This window comes from Bartonella sp. MR30HLJHH, from assembly GCF_042194195.1.
Taxonomy (GTDB): domain Bacteria; phylum Pseudomonadota; class Alphaproteobacteria; order Rhizobiales; family Rhizobiaceae; genus Bartonella; species Bartonella grahamii.
This window is the reverse complement of record NZ_JBHIMO010000005.1, coordinates 1-24,045: the sequence shown is the minus strand read 5'-3', so window position 1 is coordinate 24,045 and position 24,045 is coordinate 1. Positions and strand designations below refer to the sequence as shown.

Annotated in this window: 19 protein-coding genes, 1 tRNA gene and 1 pseudogene; 12 read left to right on the top strand and 9 right to left on the bottom strand. The window is 35.7% G+C overall.

The window, feature by feature from the left end; genetic code table 11:
* The first annotated feature begins 68 nt into the window (after positions 1 to 68).
* The 3 genes from ACFIKR_RS04360 to ubiC all read left to right on the top strand — a co-directional run bounded on the left by ACFIKR_RS04360 (position 69) and on the right by ubiC (position 4,500).
* A complete protein-coding gene (locus ACFIKR_RS04360; protein ID WP_375658978.1) occupies positions 69 to 1,760 on the top strand; it encodes a Na/Pi cotransporter family protein in 1,692 nt (563 codons plus the stop codon).
* Positions 1,761 to 2,650: 890 nt separating this feature from the next.
* Entirely contained in the window at positions 2,651 to 2,902 is a 252-nt protein-coding gene (locus tag ACFIKR_RS04355; RefSeq protein ID WP_015856666.1) for a GlsB/YeaQ/YmgE family stress response membrane protein, read from the top strand.
* A gap of 1,088 nt (positions 2,903 to 3,990) precedes the next feature.
* Positions 3,991 to 4,500 (top strand): chorismate lyase, encoded by a 510-nt coding sequence (gene ubiC, locus ACFIKR_RS04350; protein WP_375658977.1) that lies wholly within the window; start codon positions 3,991 to 3,993, stop codon positions 4,498 to 4,500.
* A gap of 564 nt (positions 4,501 to 5,064) precedes the next feature.
* On the opposite strand, the gene ACFIKR_RS04345 is transcribed toward ubiC, so the two are convergent.
* Complete coding sequence (locus ACFIKR_RS04345; RefSeq protein ID WP_375658976.1) at positions 5,065 to 5,517, bottom strand: GatB/YqeY domain-containing protein; 453 nt, start codon at positions 5,515 to 5,517, stop codon at positions 5,065 to 5,067.
* A 257-nt stretch (positions 5,518 to 5,774) separates the two neighbouring features.
* Here ACFIKR_RS04345 and carA point away from each other — a divergent pair, with 257 nt between their 5' ends.
* Positions 5,775 to 6,971: a glutamine-hydrolyzing carbamoyl-phosphate synthase small subunit gene (carA, locus tag ACFIKR_RS04340; protein ID WP_375658975.1), complete on the top strand. Its 1,197-nt coding sequence runs from the start codon at positions 5,775 to 5,777 to the stop codon at positions 6,969 to 6,971.
* Between the two features lie 950 nt (positions 6,972 to 7,921).
* On the opposite strand, the gene ACFIKR_RS04335 is transcribed toward carA, so the two are convergent.
* The gene (locus ACFIKR_RS04335) at positions 7,922 to 9,142 is read right to left on the bottom strand and encodes an MFS transporter (RefSeq protein ID WP_375658974.1); all 1,221 of its coding nucleotides are present in this window, start codon (positions 9,140 to 9,142) and stop codon (positions 7,922 to 7,924) included.
* A 757-nt stretch (positions 9,143 to 9,899) separates the two neighbouring features.
* Here ACFIKR_RS04335 and ACFIKR_RS04330 point away from each other — a divergent pair.
* On the top strand, positions 9,900 to 10,736 hold the full coding sequence (locus ACFIKR_RS04330) for a DUF1460 domain-containing protein (protein ID WP_375658973.1): 837 nt from the start codon (positions 9,900 to 9,902) through the stop codon (positions 10,734 to 10,736).
* 1,236 nt (positions 10,737 to 11,972) lie between these two features.
* Here ACFIKR_RS04330 and ACFIKR_RS04325 read toward each other — a convergent pair.
* Positions 11,973 to 12,881: a cation diffusion facilitator family transporter gene (locus tag ACFIKR_RS04325; protein ID WP_375658972.1), complete on the bottom strand. Its 909-nt coding sequence runs from the start codon at positions 12,879 to 12,881 to the stop codon at positions 11,973 to 11,975.
* Between the two features lie 764 nt (positions 12,882 to 13,645).
* Here ACFIKR_RS04325 and ACFIKR_RS04320 point away from each other — a divergent pair.
* Complete coding sequence (locus tag ACFIKR_RS04320) at positions 13,646 to 14,455, top strand: TrmH family RNA methyltransferase (protein WP_375658971.1); 810 nt, start codon at positions 13,646 to 13,648, stop codon at positions 14,453 to 14,455.
* Positions 14,456 to 14,741: 286 nt separating this feature from the next.
* Here ACFIKR_RS04320 and mnmA read toward each other — a convergent pair whose 3' ends face one another.
* Positions 14,742 to 15,956, bottom strand: coding sequence for a tRNA 2-thiouridine(34) synthase MnmA (gene mnmA / locus ACFIKR_RS04315; RefSeq protein WP_375658970.1), 1,215 nt, complete (start codon positions 15,954 to 15,956; stop codon positions 14,742 to 14,744).
* A 388-nt stretch (positions 15,957 to 16,344) separates the two neighbouring features.
* Between mnmA and ACFIKR_RS04310 the strand changes: the two genes are divergently transcribed.
* Positions 16,345 to 16,620, top strand: a complete 276-nt coding sequence (locus tag ACFIKR_RS04310) for a DUF1153 domain-containing protein (RefSeq protein ID WP_015856675.1) — start codon at positions 16,345 to 16,347, stop codon at positions 16,618 to 16,620.
* A gap of 146 nt (positions 16,621 to 16,766) precedes the next feature.
* On the opposite strand, the gene ACFIKR_RS04305 is transcribed toward ACFIKR_RS04310, so the two are convergent.
* Positions 16,767 to 17,153, bottom strand: a complete 387-nt coding sequence (locus tag ACFIKR_RS04305; RefSeq protein ID WP_375658969.1) for a flagellar export protein FliJ — start codon at positions 17,151 to 17,153, stop codon at positions 16,767 to 16,769.
* 565 nt (positions 17,154 to 17,718) lie between these two features.
* Between ACFIKR_RS04305 and ctrA the strand changes: the two genes are divergently transcribed.
* Positions 17,719 to 18,420: a response regulator transcription factor CtrA gene (gene ctrA, locus ACFIKR_RS04300; protein ID WP_015856677.1), complete on the top strand. Its 702-nt coding sequence runs from the start codon at positions 17,719 to 17,721 to the stop codon at positions 18,418 to 18,420.
* Between the two features lie 223 nt (positions 18,421 to 18,643).
* Here ctrA and chpT read toward each other — a convergent pair whose 3' ends face one another.
* Positions 18,644 to 19,282 (bottom strand): histidine phosphotransferase ChpT, encoded by a 639-nt coding sequence (gene chpT / locus ACFIKR_RS04295; RefSeq protein WP_375658968.1) that lies wholly within the window; start codon positions 19,280 to 19,282, stop codon positions 18,644 to 18,646.
* A 215-nt stretch (positions 19,283 to 19,497) separates the two neighbouring features.
* Here chpT and ACFIKR_RS04290 point away from each other — a divergent pair, with 215 nt between their 5' ends.
* From ACFIKR_RS04290 to ACFIKR_RS04280, 3 genes are read left to right on the top strand one after another with little or no spacing between them, the layout of a single operon-like run.
* Positions 19,498 to 20,094: a DUF1134 domain-containing protein gene (locus ACFIKR_RS04290; protein WP_375626194.1), complete on the top strand. Its 597-nt coding sequence runs from the start codon at positions 19,498 to 19,500 to the stop codon at positions 20,092 to 20,094.
* A 27-nt stretch (positions 20,095 to 20,121) separates the two neighbouring features.
* Positions 20,122 to 20,508, top strand: a complete 387-nt coding sequence (locus tag ACFIKR_RS04285; RefSeq protein ID WP_375658967.1) for a hypothetical protein — start codon at positions 20,122 to 20,124, stop codon at positions 20,506 to 20,508.
* A complete protein-coding gene (locus ACFIKR_RS04280; RefSeq protein ID WP_375658966.1) occupies positions 20,498 to 20,764 on the top strand; it encodes a hypothetical protein in 267 nt (88 codons plus the stop codon). The genes ACFIKR_RS04285 and ACFIKR_RS04280 overlap by 11 nt, the downstream gene beginning before the upstream one ends.
* Positions 20,765 to 21,088: 324 nt before the next feature.
* On the opposite strand, the gene ACFIKR_RS04275 is transcribed toward ACFIKR_RS04280, so the two are convergent.
* Both ACFIKR_RS04275 and ACFIKR_RS04270 read right to left on the bottom strand, forming a co-directional pair.
* Positions 21,089 to 22,207, bottom strand: coding sequence for a DegT/DnrJ/EryC1/StrS family aminotransferase (locus ACFIKR_RS04275; RefSeq protein ID WP_375658965.1), 1,119 nt, complete (start codon positions 22,205 to 22,207; stop codon positions 21,089 to 21,091).
* Between the two features lie 49 nt (positions 22,208 to 22,256).
* Complete coding sequence (locus tag ACFIKR_RS04270; protein WP_375659057.1) at positions 22,257 to 23,213, bottom strand: Gfo/Idh/MocA family protein; 957 nt, start codon at positions 23,211 to 23,213, stop codon at positions 22,257 to 22,259.
* 163 nt (positions 23,214 to 23,376) lie between these two features.
* On the opposite strand from ACFIKR_RS04270, the gene ACFIKR_RS04265 reads away from it, so the two are divergent.
* Positions 23,377 to 23,453: transfer RNA gene (locus tag ACFIKR_RS04265), tRNA-Met, on the top strand.
* Positions 23,454 to 23,832: 379 nt separating this feature from the next.
* Here ACFIKR_RS04265 and ACFIKR_RS04260 read toward each other — a convergent pair.
* Positions 23,833 to 24,045 (bottom strand): annotated as a pseudogene (locus ACFIKR_RS04260) (hypothetical protein); the annotation flags it as partial.

Genomic DNA, 24,045 nt, shown 5'->3' with positions numbered 1-24,045 from the left:
ACGATAAAGTTTAATTTATCAATTTTGAGGCAAACATACTCATAACAACAGAGAAAGAATAAAGTATCATGAATGGTTCATTGGTACTCCTTCATCTTGCCGGCGCTATTTCTTTACTTCTCTGGGCCACACGCATGGTGCGCACAGGAATTGAACGCGCCTATGGTGACAGACTTAAATATAAAATGTGCCACGTCATTTCAAAACCATTGTTTGCGGTAAGTTTTGGGCTTTTTACAGCAATGATTTTACAAAGCTCTACAGCAATAACGCTCCTTGTTGGTTCTTTCGTTGAATCTGGTTTTGTCTCTGGAGTAGCGGGACTTATGGCTGTACGCGGAGGAGAATTAGGATCAGCAATTGTTGTTAAAATTCTCACCTATGATCTCACACTTGTTGTGCCCCTTTGTCTTTTAATTGGCACTTGTATCTTCATGACAACAGAAAAACGTGAGTGGCGTCAAATAGGACGTATTGTCATCGGTATTGGTCTGTTGATTTTATCTTTAGAGATGATAAGTACAGCGACAGAACCTTTACGTGAAAGCGAAATTTTGCCTAGCATCATTCGTTATCTTTCCACCGATCCTGTTTCCACTTTTTTGTTGGCTGCTGGCTTAACCTACCTCTTACATTCATCTATTGCAGGAATCATTTTGCTGGTCAATTTTGCCAACTACGATCTTATCCATACGCAACTCTGTGTTGTCATGGTTCTTGGTGTCAACTTTGGCTCTTCTCTTATAGCACCACTTTTAACGCGCAACGCCTCTCCTAATACCCGCCTCGTTCCCTTAGGAAATTTACTCATGCGTGGGGCCGGTTCAATCCTTGTACTTATCTTATTTCTCTCCTTTCGCCCTCCCATCACATGGCTTGGCAATAACGCCCCTACTCAAGTGATCAACGCCCACATTATTTTTAATGTTTTCATTCTCCTTGCTGGAATACCGCTTTCAAAATGGGTTTTAAAATTAACCACTCAAATTGTTCATATAAGTGCAAAAAAAACGCAAGCCGACAAAACGCTCAATTTATCGGATCAAACAGCTCTTGATGACAGTGTGCTTGAACGCCCCTCTCTCGCTCTCTCGAATGTCATGCGTGAAGTCATTCATATTTGTGATCTTGTAGACATCATGCTAGAAAAAATCATGGGACTTTATGAAAATCCTGATCCCAATATCATTCGTGAGCTCAACCAACTCAACACCATATTGGACAAAAAACATATCGCCATCAAACTTTATCTTGCACGATTAGCGGGACAAAAATTATCTGATGCAGAAGCTCTTCAAACGCAAGAACTTCTAGGCGCCTGTATAAAATTAGACCAAGCAGGCGATATCATTATTCATAATATGCTGATGCTGGTTAAAAAGAAACAACAAAAAGGTTTACGGTTCAGCAGCGAGGGCTGGAATGATCTCCTTCGTTTCCACGCCATTGTACTAGCCAACGCGCATATAGCATTTAACGTTCTCGTCTCACGTGATACACACACTGCACACCTATTGGTACAAAAAAAAGATCAACTACGAAACTTAGAAAAAGAGATGAGTTTAAAACATTTCAAACGTTTGCGTGAAGGTGATCTCAAAAATGTAGAATCATCCAGTCTTCATCTCGACACTGTCCGCGACCTCAAACAAATCAACTCTCTTTTGACCTCAATGATCTACCCCATTTTAGAAGAACAGGGACTTCTTCAAAGTTCTCGCCTACGCACCCCTGCTGAAGAACAAACAGAAAAACCTTAAACTTTTAAATAACTTGAATAAGAAATACATCACATCGATTACTCGCTTTTGAATATGGTCAAGATATTGATTTAATCAAAATATTTTATTATTTGACAATTTAAATGAGCTCTCTTCATCGTAAATTTTTTTCATTTAAAATCTATTCATGATGAATTACTCAAAGTCATTTTTTTGTACATTATAAACAAAGCAGCATGTAAAATAGAACCCTTGAAGAAAGACGTAAAAATGCCCAATCATCTCAAAACCAAGACTGTTAAACACATAAAGAGAAAGTCAAGAGTATGATGGTTCCAACCTAAACTCGCCTTGTAAAAAGGAATTGCCCCACAGTAGCCGCAAAAACAGAAATACTCTATAAGGAATGCAAAACCCCACAAAAATGCAACGTTCATATCAAGAGAATTGCGTTTTGGTGTGCCTAATTGGTAGAGGATCAATCTATACAGCCATTCTATAACGTGTCAACAAAACAGTTTTAATTTCATTTCAAACATCATTGATATCAATTGGCAAGCTCCAAACTTTTAAATATCCATTTTACTTATTGCTTTAATCACAAATCACAATTGTTTTTTTAAACTTAAGAGAGAGCTTAAAAAGCTTATAAATAAACTTTATAACTTCTTAAAACATTTTCACTAATATTTTCTTCTTTTATTCATATCTCTCAAATAATTAATTTATTTATAAATTAAAATGTGTTATATATTTATACTTGTTAAGTATTATTATGATATAAATGTGAATATTATTTTAATATAAAGGAAAATAATAAGTAAAATTTCTAACAGAAATATCCTTTCCACTGGATAAAAAAGGGATAAATCTTGATTTTTATAAAGTTTACTCTAGTTACAATTTAAGTTCAGGCAAAGGAGGGTATCATGGAAGATGCAAACATCGGTTGGATTGCAGCTATTATTATCGGCGGGATTGCAGGTTGGGCTGCACAGTATATTATGAAAAGCCAAACAGGAATATTGTTAAATATTATCTTAGGGATTATTGGCGCTGCGCTAGCAAGCTTTCTTTTTAGTCTTTTAGGTGTAAGTTTTGCTGGTTGGCTTGGCTATCTTATTTCAGGTTTTATAGGAGCCTGTATTCTTATATGGATAGGACAAAAAATTCGATCCTAGAGCATTTATTTTTTATACCTTTTGGGATTCAATAAAAAACTGGGAAACAACTAGAAAAATTTGAAATATTTCCCAGTAACTCGTTGTTACCAGTTTTGATATGATGGTGAGGTGCTTAAGCTGCGATTTTGGGCATACACCATCACCATATTTTAAAACAAAATGCAGTAAAGACCTTTATAACGCACCCATTTCATACCTATATAAACTTACGCATATCAGGAGAGATATGTTGCGTTATTTTAACGCAATACGAACCTATTTTTGTACAGTGCGCGCAAATCTAGCTCATCTTACTGTAATAACAATCCATAAGGTTACAAAAATCACCAACGATGATCAAAGATTCTACCGCATAGCACTTAGCGCCTATACATTTCATCAACAATACCTTTTTTACCGAAAAAATCGAAGAGCTCTTTTGCATTCTTAAGAAATAAAGAGAGAAAGTAAGCAAAAAATGATAAAAAATTTTTCTAATCTGTAAAATAAAAGAATATCTAAAATAAATATATTATAAATACATCTGAATAATATTCAGATAACTTTATTATAAAATAACTACATATTATGTAATATGAAGTAATTTATTACAATTTCAATAATATAATCTATTTTAAATTCTTCTAAAATATATATGTATTACTATAAACTTCTTGATTATAAAGAATACGATCTTCTTTACATCTCAATTCAAAAGGTTTGAATATCTCTTCACTTTCCAAAGTATAAAATAAAGTTTTATTTCTCTTACAGTTTCCTCTTTATATCATCTTACATAGATGATTTTTTATATGCGTTACAAACGAATTTTAAAGCACAAAACATTTTTCCCATTGCTCTCATGCGATAAAGAAATTTCCGTAATGCATTGTGTGAAAGCATCTTGGATAAAACATAATACCTTATTTTGCTTTTTTAATGAAAATGATCCTATAATAGGTATTTTCCGCATATCTTCTTCTAAAGACCTTTGATATCTTCCTGTTAAAATCTTGCTGCTTTTATACTCCTTGTATTATAATAGAGCTATTTATTTTAGTTCGCCCAACATAACATATGGAATAAGACTTTAAATGTGGAGTAAAATGATGTCTGATCTTGAAGATTCCATCTTACCACCTCTAAAGTGGCTCTCTGATCAAAATCCTCCAATACCAGAAAATATTCGCGATTGGCTCATAGAATCGGGTTCAATGACGCTTCGATTAAAAAAATATTGTACCTGCCTCCAAGTTCAACCACAACGCGAATGTTTTATTACGCGAGATCAATTAACAGACGAAGCAGAGCATCTCCCCGAAAGTGCGCGTTATTGGCTACGCGAAATCATATTGATGGGAGATAATAAACCTTGGCTTTTTGGACGCACTGTAATTCCACAAGAAACCCTCCTACACAATCAAGCCTTGATGCATTTGGGAACTGTACCTCTAGGACATTATTTATTTAACTATGACAAATTAACCCGCGATTACATTCATATTGGTCAACAAGGTGTGCTATGGGCACGCCGTTCCCGTTTACGGTTAACGGGTAAACCATTGTTGCTAACTGAACTATTTTTAACAGATTCACCACTGTATCCCCACAAATAGAGATTACTCATTTTATTCTGCATAATTTATAGATTTTATATAGCTTATAAGGGATTTAATCAGAGAAAAGAATTTCAAAATCAGCTCAAAACACATTACAAACAAATACTTATTTTAAAAATATCTTTTCATTTCATCAACTCAGCTTAAAAATGTCTTCTATAGAAAAAACGTTTTAAAGTTCTGATTTTCTTATCATTAAAACCAGTGCTTGAATTAAGAAGATACACACCATATTGATAAATATCATCTACATTTAAATTTCTTGCCGAATAATCACCACTCTAAAAATACGGCAACTCTTTATCAAAAAAATGCTTTGAAACAGCAAAAAAACAACAATACATTCCCCAAAATTGGAAATCTGTATCAATTAGCTAATCATCCTATTTTAAAATTTTTAACAGTGCAGACAATAGATCTTTTTTAAAAAGTAGAAACTCTATAATTTTTTTGATAATAGTTATGTATGTACAAGATAAATAATATTTATCAACATCCTACTGACTTACAAAGGCGAAGCACAATAAAAAACATTTTCCAGTCCCCTTGAATTAATGCGATCTATTGCAATTTTTTACGAAGACTATTGCACACTTTAGAAAAATTCATTTGCCCCGCATACCGTTCCTTAAGCCATGCCATCACCTTACCGATATCGCGTAATTTTTCAGCTTTTGTTTGTGCTAAAGCTTCACAGAGAACCTGTTCTACTTCCATTTCCTTAAGTTGATAAGGAAGAAACTCACGAATAACTTCTATTTCTGCTTGTCCTCTCTCTGCCAATTCTAGGCAACCAGACTCTTTATAGACTCGCATCAATTCTTCACGCTGTTGAAGCATTTTAGTGAAAACAGACTGTATCTGCTGATCATCCACTTCTAACTTCCCTTGATCATAATAAAGAATATCACGATCCCTAACTGCAGCATTCATTAAACGAAGTGTAGCAAGACGCGCACTATCTTGCGCTTTAAAAGCAGCCCTAAGTGCCCCATCAATCTGGTTACGCAACATAAATTTATCCAATTTTGTTCAAGAAAAAAGTGTCTTTTAACCAATCTTTATCCATCTTGCAATGGAGGATAAAAAATAATTAAGGACTCGATCTTCGAAAAGCTAAAACAAGACTTTACCTCTTCATGGAATGTACTTATACTGCCTATTTCAAGCGAAACATTACCAGAATAATATACACAGCATCTGTTAAAGGTATGATTTTTGTGTAAAGTTGATCATTATACCTTTCAGAGAATAAATTGTGGATACATACTATGATACAAGCGACTTCATCCAGCCACCCTTGGAGTATCAAAAAACCTACAGCCCTCTTAGTCTTAGCAGATGGAACCGTTATTGAAGGCAAAGGAGCAGGTGCTACAGGTATCGCTGAAGCTGAAGTGTGTTTTAACACCGCCATCACAGGCTATGAAGAAATCCTCACAGACCCGTCATACACACAACAAATCGTTAATTTTACTTTTCCTCATATAGGAAATGTAGGGGCAAATAGCGAAGATATTGAAGATCTCTCCCCTCTCAATTGTCATGGTGCTGTTGGCGCTATTTTCAAGGCAGACATTACACATCCCTCAAATTATCGTGCCAATGAAAATCTTCATCAATGGCTTAAAACGCGTAAAATTATTGCACTTTGTGGTATTGATACACGTGCGCTCACAATTCTTATTCGTGAAAAAGGTGCGCAAAATGCTGTCATTGCACATGATTCTAATGGAATTTTTGATATTCCTTCATTAAAGAAACGTGCGCAAAAATGGCACGGTCTCGTCAATCTTGACCTTACGAAAGACGTGACATCTCAATCATCAATGCAATGGGATGAAAAACCATGGAGTTGGAATAAAGGATACGGTACAAACAATGTGCACAATCTTCATATCATTGCAATTGACTATGGTATTAAACGCAATATTCTTCGCCTTATGGCAACACAAAAAGCACGCATTACTGTTGTACCTGCCCACACAACTGCAAAAGAAATTCTAGCAATGAACCCTGATGGCGTTTTTCTTTCTAATGGACCAGGGGACCCCGCAGCTACAGCTCAATATGCCGTTCCAACGATCAAAACGTTAATTGATCATAATTTACCAATTTTTGGAATATGTCTTGGTCACCAACTTCTCGCTCTTACGGTTGGTGCAAAAACCATGAAAATGCACCAAGGACATCATGGTGCCAACCACCCAGTTAAAGACCTCAACACTGGAAAAGTTGAGATTGTATCGATGAATCACGGTTTCGCCGTAGATTCTGCCTCTTTACCACAACATGTTCAAGAAACACATATTTCTCTCTTTGATGGTTCAAACTGTGGTATTCGAATCATTGGAAAACCAGTTTTTTCTGTTCAATACCACCCCGAAGCTTCTCCTGGACCACAAGATAGCCACTACCTCTTTCAGCATTTCTGTGATCTCATTATGAATTATAAAAAAATATCTTAAAATAAAATATCTCACCTTCTAGCTTCTCTCCTTTAAATTATATCATCTTCCCATACACAACTATATTATTTTTATACCTACAACTTATTGAATAAGTGTTATTATTTATCATTTTGCAACTAAAATGAGAGCACTGAATAGCTTGAATTTTTCTCATGACTCTCCTCTTAGAATTGTATTCATCAAAATCATTGGCTTCCCCTAAGCAAAATAAGTGTGTCAATAAAAACCATTTTTAAAAAGAGTAAAGTACCTAACCGTACCAAAAGCTCAGAGCTATCGGAACATTGGAAACTGGCAAAGTGAATGATTGGTGCTGCATCTTTTATATACGTAAAGTGAGTAGTGTACGGCAGATCTTATACCATTGACAGTGACTTTTACCTTATATTCTTTATTGGCACTATCATGAAATTGGCGCAAACACATTGAAAGCTATTCCTTCAAATAAGTATTGGATTCACAATACAATTTTAAGCATTCTATTTTGCATGAGAAGCATAATTCCTATTAAAGAATAAAAAAACTAAAGTGCGAGACCACGCAACAAATCTCTACTTTTTACAAGATATTACCGTAAATGGTTTTGAAAGCTGTAAAGCCGAATAAACAAGTGATGGCAACACAGGAAACGGCTTTTCAATTTTACAACTTTAATATTCTTCCAAAATGAGTTTTTTTCGATTCTAGAAGTGATGCAAACAAATATACGCAATATTTTACTTCCAATTTGCCATATAAAATTTGGAATTGTTCGCACAGTACTAATACATCTAACGCAGATACGTTTTAATCTTTGTTTTCAATATGCTGCTGCATTAGCACTGAATATTAATTTGCAAGCAACAGAAAAAATACAGACTCTACTATACAAACAATATCACAAAAAACTTTTTGTTTATCTTGTGCATTCTCTAGCAAAATAGTACGTACCAGCTCTCCTCAACAAATTAACGTACCCGCAAGACAAAAATAACTGTCGCAACGACAAGAAGAAAAAAGCCTCCAACAAAAGGAGCACCAGAAAAATAAAACTGTGCATTTTTATCTGTAAAACATTCAAAAAGAAACACATAAAAAACAGAACCAAATATTAAACTTAACGAAATAACAGATGTCATCGCTCCTTGCAGTTCTCCTTGTACATTTGTTGGTACCTGCGCTGAAGCAATAGCACGTATAGGTGCATGAACAAGATATTCAAGCATTGTACACGTACAAACCATATAAACCATCCACCCCTGCGTCGCAAATGTATAGCCCAGCATAGCAACGGAGGCAAACAAAAGCCCCACTATAACAATATGCCAATCACTCCATCGTTTAGAAAAATAAGGCAAAATGAGAGCGACTACAATAAATTGGCCTATCCCAAAAACACTATAGGAGAGCCCAATAGAAAAAGAACTCCAATCATAGCGTTCTTTTGCAATGAAAGCCCAAATGCTTAACCATACAGATTCCGCAAACCAATAAAGAAAAAAGACCAATAACACCCAAAGAACCATCGGATATTGTTTCAGGTGCCAAAAAGCACCTAAGGGATTTGCCCGCTTAATATCAAAAAAGCGCCTATTCCATAGAGAAAGAGTTTCTGGAAGCATAACCCAAGAAAAAATAAAATTAATGAGTGAAAAACCAGCAGCAAAATAAAACGGAATACGCGGACCAAACTGACCTAAAAAACCACCAATAAACGATCCTAAAATAAACCCCAATGCGGATGCAACGCCTAACAGACCAAAATTGCGTGTACGGGTTTTATCATCGGATATATCCGCAAGATAAGCTGTACAAGTTGCAAAACTAGCACCACTCATCCCTGACAAAAGACGCCCGATAAATAACATAGAATAACTCCATGCTATAGCACATATGAGGTTATCAAGAGCAAAGCAGATAATAGAGAGAAGCAAAATAGGACGACGACCATAACGATCAGAAAGATTGCCAATAACAGGAGCAAACAAAAACTGCATCACTGAATAAGCTGCAAGTAATTTCCCTCTTTCTACAAAAGATGTACTGACATCTTTTCCAGTTAATTGAGAAAAATATTCAGGCAAAATAGGACAAATAATCGCAATGCCAAGAATATCTAACAATAAAGTGATGAACACTAAAACGAGCCCACGCTGAACAAAATTCGGATTGAGCATTTGGTCTTGCATAACATACACACTATTTTACGCATACAATTACTCCCCCGCTATCTTTTTACTCCCTTTTCCTTTTAAAAGTATTCTATACCATATACTTGTCACATATAAAATAATAACAAAGTAAAAATTTAAGTAAGAGTCAAGATAAAAATATAAAATTACATTTTAATTAGTATATCATTGTCAAAGCATAAAAATATTTTTTTTGCATTATACGAACAAAATATTTGTGCGACCAACTCATGAACAAAATTTCATGAAACACAGAGTATTTCCAATAGTTTTAGAGACATTATGATGGATTTTATCAGACATCATTTCCTCTTTTCATACCACCGTTTTTAGGAATCTCAATTCCATTTGATACGTTAGATATCCTCTAGCAATTGAAATCTTTTATAATGATAAGCTCTTAAAAATTTTGCTTACCCTCAGAATGTGCTATAAGATTAAAGCAGCATCACCCGAATAGCTTAACAACGTAAAAAGCTCATCATATTTTTTAAAAATATTCATTTGACAATCATTTTATTTAAAAATAAGTATATTATAGAGAAATATTCTTTGAATCTATAATCTTAGAAACTATTCATATTGCTTGCAATTTGTGTAATCTTAAAAACCATGATTATATCTTTATATTCATTGATGCTCTTAATGATTATATGCTACCGTTAAATCTAATGATAATCATGATACGCATTTTAAAAATAGCACTTTTAGAAACAGTTAGTCATGAATTGTTAATGCAAAAATGGTGTATAGAATGCGAAAAATATCCCTATTAGTTCTCATTTTAATATTGGTAACAGGATGTGATGTTCAGGATTCTGATTCACAAGAGAGTATTTTAGGAAATAAAATAAAAACACAACAAACAACCAACGTAAACTTAGATCCTTATACTCTAAATAAATTAAATGCTCTTCTCAAAAAACGTTCAGAAACAAATTATCAGGAAAAAGGGGCACTAATTGGCTTTCTTTCTGAAGCTTTTTTAGGGACACCTTACCAAGCAAATATGTTACATGGCTCAGAAAATACACCAGAAAAACTGATTATTGATTTTAGAGGCTTAGATTGCTTCACTTATCTGGATTATGTTGAAGCATTGCGCAAATCAATATCCCAACCAGAATTCATAAATAACGTCATAAAAACGCGTTATATTAACGGTAATGTTCATTTTTTAAATCGCAAACATTTTTTTACAGACTGGGCTTATAGAGAATATAAACTCGCCACTGATATTACCGCTGAAATAAGTCCCCATGCGGTAAAAATAGAAAAATATCTCAACAAAAAAGCTGATGGTGAAAGCTATCTACCTGGGTTGCCAGTTGTGAAACGCACGATAACATATATTCCAAGCAACTTTATTAATGAGGAGGTTATAGGTCGTTTACAGTCTGGTGATTTTATTGGTATTTATACAAAACTTGCTGGATTGGATGTAACACACGTAGGCTTCTTTATCATGACAGATAAAGGTCCAATGTTAAGAAATGCTTCTTCACGAAAAGCAAACGAAAAAGTCGTTGATTCTCCTTTTATGGATTATGTTGCAAAAACACCAGGAATCATTGTTTTAAGAGCTCTTTAATAACATCATAGCGATATGAAATATCTTCTCTATTCTTAAAATATATACTGTAGTTATTCAGGTAAACATCTAACTTTGTTTATAGGTATGATAAAATAACTTGTGACGAAATCACGGATTTGTAATCACTTTTACTGGTTGCACGATAAAGACAGGCAAAACTCTATTATAGTACCATGCTTTCCTTTCATATTCTCAACCAAGAGTTATCCATAGATTACCGCTAATCTGATCTTTACGAATATAACGCAAAAGACATAAACGAACGTTTGTAAAAATAAGCAAAAGTAAAGCCAGATATGTTTGGTTGTTGTCTCATAAAGTATTTTATAAAAATTCGATCTATCTCTCTAATTTATTGCGTATAAATTTTTGACTTTATAGCATTGTTTTCCTCATAAAGTCTGTGCTTTTTCTTGTTGTCTATACATTAAAATAACCCTGATGTAGCAGCATATTTATGATTAGGATGCAGCAGTACTGTACGCGTCATTGTAAAATTTTTGATGCCAGATTGGAATGAAAATATGACGGCATCAATTAAAAACCAATTGCTATCTTTAGCATCATTCTTTAATTCAGCTTTGCGATTTTCTAAAGCAACGACAATAATATCCTTTAAAAAATAGAGCTATGAGCATTATTTTTTGTTTTTTTATTCTTTAATGAGCCCCCTATCCTTCATGCAATAAAGAAACACTTAAAACAGAACACATTGTATCGATAAAACAACACATTTATTAGCAACAATAATGATGATTAATCTATGATCACAAACTTTAAAATTTTATTCATAACTTTTATATAAAACTTATAATTAAATCTCATTAAACTTATTACAAAAGCTTCATTCCTCTTCGCCCTAAGAAACGAAACATCTACTCCCAACAGTCTGTAAACAATCCGTTCTCTTAAGTGAATTTAAGCTGCTAACCATTTCATGAGATTCACTTACACAAGAATACACCGGCAAGCCCTATTTTGAATATTTACTCCACACTCTAAAAACACTTAATAGATCAAATTTTATATGCCTTATCTCCCCCCACCTTAAGTGACAGTATTTTAACGAAATAGAATAAATCTTGCCTTAAATACTCTGTTTAACCTTTTATAATTGATTGATGCAAAAATTAAATCAACGAAAGAGATTCATTGTATTGTCGAGAGGTATGAATCGCCCCATCATAAAAAAACAATCTCCATAACATGACAGGCAATTTGAAAAAAATCTTTTTATATAAAAGGTATCACTGTTGTACCGGGAGGCAATTTTGCCTCATCTTCAGGCTCGACATGAATAGAAATACGCACATTATCAAATTCTTTTTGAAGAACACCTTCGATTTTATCACAAATCTTATGTGCTTCTCCTACCTGCATTACAGCAGGCACAACCAAATGAAACTCTATAAAAGTAGCCCTCCCAGCAACACGCGTCCGTAAATCATGGACCTCAAGCGCACCAGATGCATTTGCAGAAATCAGCTCCCGAATCCGCATGCTTTCATTCAATTCAACGCCGACATCCATTAATCCCTGAATAGCATTTCTAATCACCTTCCAGCCCTGTAAGAGAATATTAACGGCAACGATTATCGCTAAAATTGGATCTAAAACTCCCCATCCTCCTACAAAACCAGCAATCAGACCAATTAAAATTGCAAGCGAAGTAAAAACATCTGTTATAAAATGGACTCCATCAGCTTTAAGAGCCGGTGAGCGATGATATTTTCCCTGCCAAATAAGAACCATTCCCCACATACAATTTATGACAGTTGCAATAAGATGAATAACAAGCCATATTCCAGGCTTCTGCAATAATTGAACGGTAGAAAGAGCTATCCATGCCTCTCTTAAAATAACAATTGCCGCAATAATAATGAGTATCCCTTCAAGAATTGCGGAAAAATATTCCGCTTTATGATGCCCAAAGGGATGATCCTGATCCGCTGGCTTCATACTCACTTTAACAGCCCACCATGCTGCCGATGACGCAAGGATATTAACTATTGATTCCAATGCATCAGAATAAAGTGCAACCGAACCTGTGATGTGATATGCCCAATATTTCAAAGCAAAAACAATACACGCAATAAAAATAGAGTATAAAGTTAAGCTTTGTATATTGATTTTTACATCCATGAGCCTCATCCTTTTCTTCACGAAATAGGGAATTAATATTTTCAACCATATAATTATACTTTTGGCATATCGACAATATTTCCTCAATATTACAGAAGCTTCATCATACAATAAACGCCCCAGCTCACCATTATTATCGTAAAAACTGCTCAGTTACACGAACAGCACCAATAAAGGAAGAAGAAAGGAAAATAATAAACAAAGAGCTTTCCCAAGAGCAATCAAACACATCATCTTCATTATTAATCGTTTTTTGAATAACTTAAAGCCATTTCACATCTCATAAACAAAAAACTTGTTTTTGCTCAAATGTATCATGATCATGCGTTATTTTTCAGTCTTATGATGTGCATTATAACCCATCTATAAGCCATCTTTGCACCTTAAAAAATATCTTAGCACCCTAATGTAACCCTACAGGTCAACTGGATTTTAAAATATGACTTACTAAAAAATTGAGATATAAAAAAGAAGAACAGTGATACCCTCAAAAAAAGAATCTGGGCATTGGGGACCCAGATTCTTTTCCCTTAGAAATTAAGGGCATACAGAACTTGGGAAATAGCGGGGACCCAAGATACTGCACCCGATACGAGAAAAAATATATGATTCCGTACCAGTGTTTTCATACTATACCTATGGTTGTGTGTTGTCAATACAAATTCTACCATAAGTTTTAAAATAATGTTTTTTTATCTCTTTTTTTTTAATAAAATAAATTCTAACATCTGGAAATCATAAGAAAAAAGCACTAAAAATCTCGCATGCATTTGAATATCATAACAATCAATGAAACAGATGATCCACGCCTAAAAGCCTATCATAATATCCGTGAAAAAGATCTTGTTGGACGGCAACATCAATTTATTGCTGAAGGCAAAGTAACCTTGTCCGCATTACTGCACTCGAAAGAGTTTTCTGCCATCTCACTGCTCATCGTAGCAAACCGTCTCTCTGGACTTCTACCGCTTTTAGAAAAAACACAGCCTCTATGTCCCATTTATTGTGTTCCACAAAAAGTCATGGATAATATCACCGGCTTCCATGTTCATCGTGGTGTCTTGGGTATTGGTAAACGCAAAACACTGCCATCCTTACAAAGTTTTCTACAACATCTTCCAGAAAAAGCTTTGATTCTTGTTTTATGTGGTATCTCGAATCACGATAATGTGGGATCAATTTTTCGTAATGCAGCAGCCTTTGCCAGTAATGGCATTATTGTCGACAAAACCTCATGCGATCCACTTTATCGTAAATCAATAAGAGTTTCTGCCGGCGCTGCTTTAAAAGTACCCTATACGCAAAACGCTGATATAAATGACATTATAGCTGCTCTAAAGGATAAAAACTTTCATCTTTATGCACTCTCCCCTTCTGCTTCACACACTCTCAAGCAAGCCAGCAAAACTAAAAGAATGGCACTTATTTTTGGAACAGAAGGCGATGGCTTACCGCCCCATATACTACAACAATCAAAAACCTTACGTATTCCCATGACTAACGGTTTTGACAGCCTTAATGTTGCCACAGCCTCAGGTATTGCACTTGCCCATTTTACCAACTTTGAACACTAAAGATGATAACACTTTAAGTTGTAAAACATATCCGATGTTGTATGTTATCCATCAGTCCCAATAATGTTGCTGTTCCCTAGCATTTGAAAGCATTGATTAAAAAACATTTTATATTTTTCTTATCAATGCTTCCCACCCCCTAACCCCGCTCATAACGTGCAAAAGACATAATTTTGATGGATCCAATCATTAAAAAAATTTCAATGAGAAAATCTTCCGGAAGTCTCTCATTCAAGTTTAAGGTTAAAAATTATCATTATAAATCAATTGACTATATTTTACGAAGCTATTGTTTTAGTTCAGAGGAAACAGAATCTTTTGTTTCGAGATTGCATAAAACGCGCTTCAACATCATTTCAGTATCGGCCGCACGTTCTGAATGTGTTACAAATCCTCCCCCAAGAATACGCGCCTCATGACCATTTCCATCATAAAGAACACAAGCTTGCCCTGGTGCCACACCATTTTCACATTCCAATAAATCAACGGAAAAAATACCTTCTTTATAATGTAAGCGCGCAAGGTGAGGAGGACGCGTTGAACGCACCTTTACAGCTACCTCAATACCTTGAGAAGGGAAACTATCTAACGACTCATCACCAAGCCAATTCACATCACGTAAAAAAAGCTTATACGTTTCTAACATTTCACGTGGCCCAACAATAACACGTGCATTTTCCACATCGAGATAAACCACATAAAGCGCCTCACCCGTTGACACCCCAATACCACGACGTTGACCAACTGTATAATTAACAATTCCCGAATGTTTACCTAAAATCTTTCCATCAATATGGACAATAACGCCAGGATTAGCTGCTTCTGGACGCAGTTTTGCGATAACATCTGAATATTTTCCTTGTGGAACAAAACAAATATCCTGACTATCATGCTTATTAGCAACCACAAAGCCCATTTCTGCTGCCATTTCACGAACACGGGTTTTTGGAAGGTCACCAAGTGGAAAACGCAAATAATCAATCTGTTCTTGTGTCGTTGCAAAGAGAAAATAACTCTGATCACGATCATTATCGAGAGGACGAAAGAGTGCTCGATGCGCTCCGTGGGAACGCGAACGAATATAATGTCCCGTAGCCAAAGCATCTGCCCCCAATTCGCGTGCCGTTGCTAATAAATCAGCAAACTTAACCGTTTGATTACATGCAATACATGGTACTGGTGTCTCTCCATGAGCATAGCTTTCTGCAAAAGGGTCAATAACAGCTTCGCGAAAACGCTTTTCATAATCAAGAACATAATGCGGTATTCCTAATGTTTCTGCAACGCGGCGTGCATCCTCAATATCTTGTCCTGCACAACATGCCCCTACCCGATGCGTTGCTGCCCCATGATCATAAAGCTGCAACGTAATGCCAATAACATTATACCCTTCCTTTTTCAAAAGACCTGCAACAACCGATGAATCAACCCCCCCTGACATTGCAACAACAATGCGAGAATCCTCAGGCTGTCCTGGTAAATCAAGACTGTTTAAAAACATGTATTCATTCTCTATTTAATGCTCTGTTTAATAGCTACCCATATGTTAACATTTTGATGTACGCTCTTCAGCACTTTTACACGATTGATTGTCTTTATATTGTTTTTTTATCTTTTCCACAACCATAGGCATTACTTTCTTAAAAGCTGCTGCAAACAAAAAAAGAATGATAGAAATAAGGCATAATAGCAATCGTTTGGGAGAAAACCTTTTTTGCTCTTTTTAAAATCTGAAAAATATTACAAGAAGCTCTTCTACACACTTCACTTAAACTTCTTTTTACGTGCTCAATCACTTTATTAATTTTTTCTTTCAGCGTGTTTAGCTCTTTTTTAAATTTCATGCTCTATAAACGAATCAAGTCCTTGACTAAAGGTAGAGGATACGAATGACCAATTTGATAAAAACACAAATGAAATATGTTATTGGGCCAGATGGAAGTCCGCTTACAATTGCCGACCTACCGCCGCAAACAACACGACGCTGGGTGATTCGTCGCAAAGCTGAAGTTGTTGCGGCTGTCAGAGGTGGATTGTTAAGTCTTGACGAAGCGTGCCAACGTTATACTTTGACTGTAGAAGAATTTCTTTCATGGCAAAGTTTGATCGATGAACACGGCTTAGCGGGATTACGAACGACCAAGATTCAAAACTACAGGCATTAAGTTGCCATTAATTACGATTCGATAACATAAAAAAACTTATAAAACAGCCAAATTTGATAAAAATTTGGCTGTTTTATACTATACCCAAAAGATAAATCTGAAAGAATGGATTTTTCAATAATTGCTTTTATCATCCAACCATTAAATTAGCCAACCATTGAATTAGATTGAATCAAAATATCCTCATCACCCGCAGCAATCTTCTTTTCTCGTGCTTCCAAAAGCTGTGCACGTTGCAGCTCTGTATTAGCTTCATGGAGAGCAATTTCAGCGTTTGTTTTTTGAAGCTGTAAATCACGAATTGAATTGATCAGATTATCACGTCTTTGCCGCGCTGCACGCGCAAAAGCAGAATAAGCGAAATGGTGAACATCATTGTTTCCAGATTTACGTTCTTCATGAGTAATCTGTGCTTCCAGCTCTAACACCATTCGTTCAAATTCTGCGATCATCATCTCAAGCTGTGCAATTTCACGGCGTTTTCCACGCACTTGAAACATCCTCAATCGCACCATATTTTCTCGCGGCTTCATACTCACTACTCCTTGATTGCGCCAACTCAAAACTCGCATTCACACCCAATAAATATCTTTTTAGTTATATGTCTATCCGACAAAAGCAGTCTATTAACTTGAAATTATAATAACTTTCACCTTTCATTAAAGCATCTGAAAATACAATCTGCTTTAAAGAGCAATAACTATTTCTTTACTTTTCCCCCCATTATAAAATGAAGAGGTTTAAAGCTCAGTAAATAAACACTGAAATTGTAAAAAAGTAATTTATAATGCTCTTTTACAAATTTTTTTAAGTTAAAGTTTATAGAAAAAGCCGTTCTTTTTTATTATGTTAAAAAATATGCGATTTTTCTAAAATAATTTTATAGCCTCTTTCAAAAATAAAAATATTTTGTTAACCACTATCATGGATAGTGGGGAATTTAGTAGTGATTGTTACGCGTACTACTGAAATATACATAAACACTTTGTTATAAGTGTTTGATTTCATGAATTGTTTTTATAACAGTGGCTTTGCTAACTGATTATAAAATAGAAATGCTCCTTATGATTCGTGAAGGAGCGAAGTGAGGGATCTAAAATGCGCGTATTATTAATTGAAGATGATAGAGCAGTTACTCAAAGCATTGAGTTAATGTTAAAGTCAGCTAACTTTAATGTTTATATCACTGATCTGGGTGAAGAAGGTATCGATTTAGGAAAACTCTATGATTATGATATCATTTTGCTTGATCTGAATCTGCCCGACATGTCAGGATATGATGTCTTGCGGACTCTAAGGTTGGCAAAAATAAAAACTCCTGTCCTAATCCTTTCTGGTATGAATGCCATTGAAGACAAGGTCCGTGGTTTTGGCTTTGGAGCTGACGACTATATGACGAAGCCTTTTCATAAGGATGAGCTCATTGCACGTATCCATGCAGTTGTTCGTCGTTCGAAAGGGCATGCACAATCGGTTATTGTTACCGGTGATCTCACTGTTAACCTTGATGCAAAAACCGTCGAAGTTGCAGGGCGCCCCGTTCATTTAACCGGAAAAGAGTATCAAATGCTAGAGCTTCTCTCTTTACGTAAAGGTACCACCCTTACTAAGGAAATGTTTCTCAATCATCTCTATGGTGGAATGGATGAACCAGAACTAAAGATTATCGATGTTTTTATCTGTAAATTGCGAAAAAAATTAGAAGCAGTCTCTTCTAGTGTAAATTACATTGATACAGTTTGGGGACGTGGTTATGTATTACGTGATCCTGTTGAAGAGAACGTACGAAAAACCGCTTAAGCAGTGAACATGCACATTGTAAAATCTCGGAGTGTAGCGGGCCGAGATTTTTTCCCGAGATCTGTTCTCTGTTAAAAGTAGAAAACTCGCACACCAAGAATCTCACATAGAAAGCGCTTAAAGCTTAAGAAGTAACCATACCAAATTTACACATATAACCCTATTGCTCATAAGTTCAATCGAAGCCACTTTTCCCAACAAGGCTTAAGCGCTTCTCTCTTATTCAAAGCTTTTTTACACTTTCTAAAACAATACAATGATCATTTTCATCAATATTTATTTTCATCTCTGTCATCTGAGAAAGTAACATTGTGTAATAAAATTGGATGACATGTGCATCAATAAACTCTTTTTGAACTTCTCCACGAAATAACGCAAGGAAATGAGGGGGTATACGGAGAGTTTTACCAAAAACCTCAAATCGAAAAGAACGTTTATTTTCTTCTTGCAAAATCATAACAACAATTTCACCACCACGAGAAACTGTTGCGTTTGCAATCAATAATAAATTAAGCAAAAGTTTAACTTCATCTTTTGGTAACAATAAAGAAGAAGCTTGCCATTTTAAAGTTGCTTTTTCTTCTTTCATATATTGTTGAGCAACCTGCTCTGCAGCCCGTGTATCTATTTGTCCTCCACTTGCACCAGCAAAACCAAAAGCCAATCGCGCAAATTGTAGACGTGCAGCAGCACTCGCAACGGATAAACGCACCAATTGTAAAGCATCTTCTTCAGCTCCTCCTTCATCATAAAGCTCCATTGCATTTTGAATAGCCCCCACAGGTGAAATCAAATCATGGCAAATACGACTACAAAGCAAAGCAGCAAGATCCATAGGCTTCAAAGAAATATCTAACGTCATAATGATTGAAAACTCCTAGATTCAAAAAACAAACTTTATTTTAAAGAAAAACTCTTAATATCTGATGCATAATAGGAAACATTAACAATCATGCTAAAAAAATTTCAGAAATAAATTCAAGAATTTAAATAACCTTATATCTTATTTTTTATTTGAATAGAATGAAAATTCTAATATTATCTTTTTGTTTATCACTAATAAAAGGAGAAAACTCCATGGCTCTCTCTCTGCTCAAATACTGGTACAAAAATATTATATCTTTAATCTTCCTTTTATTCATCACCATAAACACTGCACATGCTCAACTACAACCAATAGAGCAAAACGAACCCCATTATTCACTCCAAGAAATTATTGATTCTGGTCATCTTTTTTTTGGAAAGACAGCCAGTGGTCTGGCTGTTGCAATTCAAAATATTTTTTCACAATACGGTTATCCCAATGCCTATATTTTAGGAGAAGAAGCTTCTGGTGCCTTTTTTGCTGGATTAACCTATGGCGAAGGAAGGGTTTTTACCAAAAGCTATGGTCAACATAAAGTTTTTTGGCAAGGTCCCTCAGTAGGATGGGATTTTGGCGGCCAAGGCTCCCGTTTAATGATCTTAGTCTACAACCTTAATAGCATAAATAATTTATGGAAACGCTATGGTGGTATTTCAGGTTCGGCCTATTTAATTGCAGGTGTTGGTTTTCATGTCCTCAAATACCATAATACCTTGTTAATCCCAATACGTACAGGAATCGGTGCACGCCTTGGTATCAATATAGGATATTTAAAATTAACACCTAGACCGACATGGAATCCGTTTTAAACGTATTCTTATTTGAAAAGGGGTATTATGCTTATTCAATCGTTTCTTTTTTTTATTCTTGGAGTTGCTTTCACTTCTTGGATACTAGTACTTTTGTCTCCTTTTATTTGGCGTAAAGCCGTTCATTTTGCGTATAAAGATGTTTATGCGCAAATGCCATTATCACTCGCGGAAATAGAAGCAAATCACGATTTTCTTCGTGCACAACATGCTGTAGAATTAGCAAACAACCAACAAAAGTACGAATTTTTGCAAAAAAAATACGCCCAACAAAAAATACAACTGAGCCAAGTAACAGAACAATTTTATCGGCTATGCCTCTCCACACAAAATACTCTCACCAAAGAAGCGATAGCAATCAAACAAAATATCGCCACAATACACACTTTCAAAGGAAAGAAAAATGATGCGTGAAAAAATCGCACACTATCAGCAACGTTTACAAAAAATCCAAACTCATGAGCTTGACACGACTGCTAACCACCAATTGCTGGAAGAACTCCGTGAAGAAACAAAAGAACTTGCAGCAACATTGGCAGCTCAAATAGCGCTACAAGAGGGGAATACATCACCCATCAATACATTGATTCAAAAATCAAAAAACAAAAATGACCTAGCATCACGTATTCGCAAAAAAATCGCTTGTCTCTCCAAAAGCCCTGTTAAATAAGTTATCTTTTAAAACACCTTGGATGAAGAGTAAAACCAACAAAGGTTCATTGTAACTTTCATAACCCAAATCCTTTTTATTAAACGTGACTTTCTTGCTAAGCTAAAGGACAAAGTTTCTTAACCCATACCGTTCTGTTAAAAAGCATCTTCTTGTTTAGCAAATTCACTTGCTAATCATATCACCGTCCTAAAGGACAACATTTCATAGATCCTAGAAAGCAAATAATACCAAAAACATTGGTCACACGCTCTAACAAAAAATACCTTCTAAGATGGGGCACCAATAGAGCTCTTACGATAATTTTAAGGATAAAACACGCTCTCAAGAGTGATAAAAATCTCTTATTTTTTGGATAATCATATCCTGATCCGTTTGTGTCAAGTAAGGATGCATTGGTAAACTTAAAACACACTCTCCTAAAGACTCTGAAACAGAAAGGGAATCTTTTACATAAGGAAAGTGTTTATAAGCAGGTTGTTGATGTAAAGGAGTTTTATAATAAATCATTGTAGGGATAGAATTTTTTTGTAAAAAATTTTTTAATTTATCACGTTCTTTTACCTTAATCGTATATTGTGCATAAGCAGAACGAATATTTTCTCCTATTTCTGGAACTGTAACAATATCTCTTAAGCCACTGGAATAGCGTCGAGCAATTTCTACACGCTTTTCCATTTCATCTTCAAAGATCGCAAACTTTTCTAGTAAAATTGCAGCCTGAATGCTATCTAAGCGCGAATTCATGCCAATACGTACATTGTCATATTGCGTTTCACCTTTACCATGAAACAAAATAGAGCGTAAAAGTTCTGCACAATGATCATCATTGGTCATCATAGCGCCTCCATCGCCATAACATCCTAATGGTTTTGCAGGATAAAAACTTGTAGCAGCCACATCACCAAAAGCACCGCACATAGTACTACCGCTTCTTCCACCCATAGATTGAGCAGCATCTTCAATTACAAAAAGATTTTCATTTGCTGCCACTTGAGCAATTTGCACATAGTCAGCAGAAAGCCCAAATAAATCAACAGCAATAATAGCCTTTGGCTTTAGACATCCCTCTTTTTTTACCATTTCGATAGCGTGAGAAAGTTTTTCAACATCAATATTGAATGTATCAGGTAAAACATCAACAAAAACAGGCTTAGCCCCCACCAAAGCAACCACTTCAGCCGTTGCTGAAAATGTAAAACTAGGACAAAACACAGCATCCCCTGGACCAATATTTTTAGCCATAAGAGGCATCTTCAAAGCATCTGTTCCATTAGCACATGCAATCACATGTTTAACGCCAAGATATTCTGCCAATTTCTCTTCAAATTCTGTTACTTCTGGTCCCAAAATATACTTACCACTAGCGACCACATGTGCAATTGCAGAATTAATTTTATCTTCAATACGCGCACGCTGCGCCCCAAGGTCGATGAATTGCATATTAACTCCATTGATCATCACAAGAATGCAAAAGCGCTACCTATCTCTTTTATCTATCATAATTGACACCAGCAGCTGTTAAAATCCGTAAAACCGCAATAGCATCATCACCATTTGTACGAGGTGATTGACGCGTTTCAATACAATGAAGAAAGTGCCGTAATTCGCAAGTAAGCGGCAAATCTTCACAAACATCAATATAATTCAGCTCATCCATGCTAAAAGCCCACTCTTGATTTTCTTTCCAAACGGCAAAATAGTGCATTGCCAATTTACGGCTCCACGGTTCCATATCATCAAAAACGAGCATAGCTTTTGTTCCAACAACAGTTAAACGTCTCTCACGATAAGAACTCAAGCGTGAAGTAAAAAGATGACTACGCACACCATTTGGAAAAGTCATGTGAATATGAGAAAAATCAGAAATCTGATCCACGACAGCAGCCCCCTCACCGCGAATTTCGGAAGGTTCACACCCTGTCAATGCCAAAATCATTGAGAGATCATGAGGCGCAAGATCCCATAGAGCATCGCTGTGTGTGTGAAATTTTCCAAAGCCTAATCTATGAGAATAAATATATCGCACATCTCCCACTTCTCCGTTTTTCACCAATTCACACATTTTTTCAAAAGCCGGATGAAAACGTAAAATATGGCCCACCATAAAAACTCGCTCATAAGCCTCAGCCTCCTGAACTTGGCGTTTAGCATCAGAAACATTCAAGGCTATTGGTTTTTCCACCAAAACATCTTTACCATTTTTAACAGCACGGAGCACATTTTGCGTATGCAATTGTGGCGGCAGTGCTAATACCAGCGCATCAATATCTCGATGCGTAAAAAGACCATCTGGTGTAACAAGCTCTACACCATACATCGTTGCAAAACTAGCAGCACGATCATTATCAATATCAGAGACTGCTGCCAAAGCCCCGAGAGAATGGAGTGTCCGTATATGATTTTCACCCCAATGACCGCATCCTAAAACCGCTACACGTGGCACCATTTTCATGCCTTACCCCACTTTATCATATAAAATTACACTTTTACATATCGAGGATAAAATAGAATGACAAGAGAAAAGCTTAAAAACGATGCTTGACATCTTACTATTCTACCCCTTATATCCGCAAAAGATGTAATTCTTTACAGTTATGATTGCTTATTTTGGCGGAGTAGCTCAGTAGGTTAGAGCAGAGGAATCATAATCCTTGTGTCGGGGGTTCAAATCCCTCCTCCGCTACCATTACTTTTTTGTTGTTGTAGCTTTGTAGCTTGTCAGCGGGTGTAGTGTAGCTGTAGCTTGCCAGCAGGTTTTGTATATTTTGCCACTAGGTTTTGTACCAATTTATTTTTTCTCAAAGAGTTTTAAAGTGGTTCTCAAAGGATCTTCAAAGACCTTTCAAAGATCGTTTAAAGCCTCTTTTCTTTTCTGCTCAAAATCACAATTTGAGATGATCAATCAAATTGACTGATAATTTTTCTGTATCCTAAGCATACTATCAAAAAGAGAAAAAGCGTTTAAGCAATTCGGTCAACTTGATCCTATTTCTCCTTTTAGCAATTGGTGCAAGTTGCACCTATTCCTTACCTCCACACCAAAGTGCGAACTTTTGATTTTGGTCTCAATACTCTTCAACACCGATCAAAGGGTCAAGTTGTCCCTTTGATTTTTTGTCACTCAGAGTTTTCCTTTTCTCTTGTTTTTTTCCCTTGTCTGGCGCTTCGAGTGTAATTTCTGTGGTGTATCCGCTTTGTTTTTCATAGCAGTGGGTGACAGTGGAAGCTTTCCATGGTCCATTGATTTGCCCACGAAACCCTTGCAACACTAGAGGTTG